The organism is Actinosynnema sp., from assembly GCF_052038725.1.
The window spans coordinates 1-2471 of sequence record NZ_JBQGCX010000954.1 but is presented as its reverse complement, the minus strand read 5'-3'; the positions used below and the strand labels follow the sequence as shown (position 1 = coordinate 2471).

General features: G+C 70.3%; 1 protein-coding gene. It reads left to right on the top strand.

Annotated features, from left to right (window positions below):
* Positions 1 to 1034: 1034 nt before the first annotated feature.
* Positions 1035 to 2471, top strand: a 1437-nt coding sequence (locus ACTUAL_RS20205) for an ABC transporter ATP-binding protein (RefSeq protein ID WP_440901349.1), incomplete at its 3' end; no start/stop codon positions are given.

Below are 2471 nucleotides of genomic sequence, written 5' to 3'. Positions count from 1 at the left end.
CCGCCCTGGTTTCCCGCCCAGGTGTCACCTTCGACCCTGACCTGGGTTCCCGCGCTGGCTCAGGCTCCCGTGCCAGCGCCGCCTTCCCCATCAACCCGCGCTTCCGCGCTGGTGTCCCGTTCCGTCCTAGCCTGTGCTCCCGCGCTGGCCCAGGTCCCCGTGCCAGCGCCGCCTTCCGCGCTGACACTAATTCCCGCGCCAGCATCACCTTCCGCGTCGACCTGGGCTCCTACGCTGGTGCCATCCTCGGCCCCAACTCGGGTCCCCTCACTGACGTCACCTTCCGCGCTCGCGCTAATCCCCGCATCGGCACCACCCTCCGCGTCAGCGCGATCCTCCGCACTGGCGCTGTTCCCCATGCCAACGCCTCGCCCGGTGCCAGCGCTGCTCTCCGCTCCACCAAAGCCAACGGTCCGCCCCGCCAAACCACTCACTCCTCGCAGGGAAGCGTCCACACCACTGATCGCCCTCCCGCTGGTCGCCACTCTCCATCGCACTCCCGGCCGTCACCGCACTTCGGGCCATCACCGCACTTCCTGTCCGCCAACCGCCCCCAGTGCTCCCCGGTGCAACCAGCCCACCCAGCTCAACCGCAGCCGCGCACACCACTCGGCGGCCACCTCGGCGTGCTTCCCCACACCCGCTACCTCCAGCCTGCCGTGCGTCGCCCTCCGACGTTCACCCCGAGCTGCCCTTCCCCGCACACCGGCGAAGCCCGACCACAACTCACACCTGGTCACCGCTCGCCCCCTCCTCCCCGCACCCACTGCTGAACTGTTCCCCGTCCCCGCTCTCCCCGTGGCTCGCGCCCGCACCCGCGCCTGCACTCGCGTCCGGGTCCGCATCCGCGATCACGCCGCTTTCACCCCACCCAGGTCCCCGCTGCTCGGCTCCCGGTCGCCCGCGTTGTCGCTCACGCCGTCGTCCGCGCCCAGAAAGGCTCACCAGTGACCACCACCCAGTCCCAGGCGGCCAGGCCGCAGCCGCGTGGACCGATGGGAGGCGGCGGGCCCTTTGGGGGCGGGATGCCGCCGATGGGCAAGGCCCACGACTTCAAGCCGTCCGCCAAGCGGCTGGTCGGCAGGGTGAGCCCGGAGCGCGTGCCGTTCATCGGGGTCGTCGTGCTCGGCGTGGCCAGCGTCGCGCTGTCCGTCGCCGGGCCCAAGGTCCTCGGGCACGCCACCGACATCATCTTCAACGGCGTCCTCGCCCGGATGCGCGGCGTTCCCGGCGCGGGCATCGACTTCGCCGCGCTCGGTTCAGTCCTCTCCTGGGTGCTCGGCCTGTACGTCGCGTCGTCGGTGTTCGGCTACGTCCAGGGGCTCCTGCTCAACGGCGTCGTGCAGCGCGTGGTCTACCGGCTGCGCGCCGACGTCGAGGACAAGCTGCACCGCCTGCCGCTGCGCTACTTCGACAGCCAACCGCGCGGTGAGCTGCTCTCCCGCGTCACCAACGACATCGACAACATCGCCACCACCCTCCAGCAGACCATGAGCCAGCTGCTGGTCTCCGGTCTGACGCTGATCGGCGTGCTGGCGATGATGGTGTCGATCTCCCCGCTGCTGGCGCTGATCGCACTGGCCCTGATCCCGCTGTCGATCATCATCACCGCGCGCATCCGCAAGCGGTCGCAGGCGCTGTTCGTGGCGCAGTGGAAGCACACCGGCGACCTGAACGCGCACATCGAGGAGGCGTTCAGCGGTCACCAGCTCGTCAAGGTGTTCGGCCGCCAGCGCGAGTCCGAGGAGGAGTTCCGCCGCCGCAACGACGACCTGCTCGGCTCGGCGCTGGGCGCGCAGTTCATCTCCGGCCTGATCATGCCGCTGATGATGTTCCTGTCGAACGTCGGCTACGTCGCGATCGCCGTGGTCGGCGGCCTGCGGGTGACGTCGGGCGCGATGACGCTCGGCGAGGTGCAGGCGTTCATCCAGTACTCCCGCCAGTTCACCCAGCCGCTGACCCAGGTGGCCGCGATGGCGAACCTGCTCCAGTCCGGCGTCGCCTCGGCCGAGCGGGTGTTCGAGCTGCTCGACGCCGAGGAGCAGGTCCCCGACCCGGTCGAGGAGCAGCTGCCCGCGACCCGCAGGGGCCGGGTGGAGTTCCACGACGTCAGCTTCTCCTACCTGCCCGAGCAGCCGCTGATCAAGCACCTGTCGCTGGTCGCGGAGCCGGGCAGCACGGTGGCGATCGTCGGCCCGACCGGCGCGGGCAAGACCACGCTGGTCAACCTCGTGATGCGCTTCTACGAGCTGGACGAGGGCCGCATCACCCTCGACGGCGTGGACATCACCGCGCTCAAGCGCGAGGACCTGCGCTCGCAGATCGGCATGGTGCTCCAGGAGACGTGGCTCTTCGGCGGCACGATCAGGCAGAACATCGCCTACGGCAGGCCGGACGCGACCGAGGAGGAGATCCTGGCCGCCGCCAGGGCGACCTACGTGGACCGCTTCGTGCGCACCCTGCCCGACGGT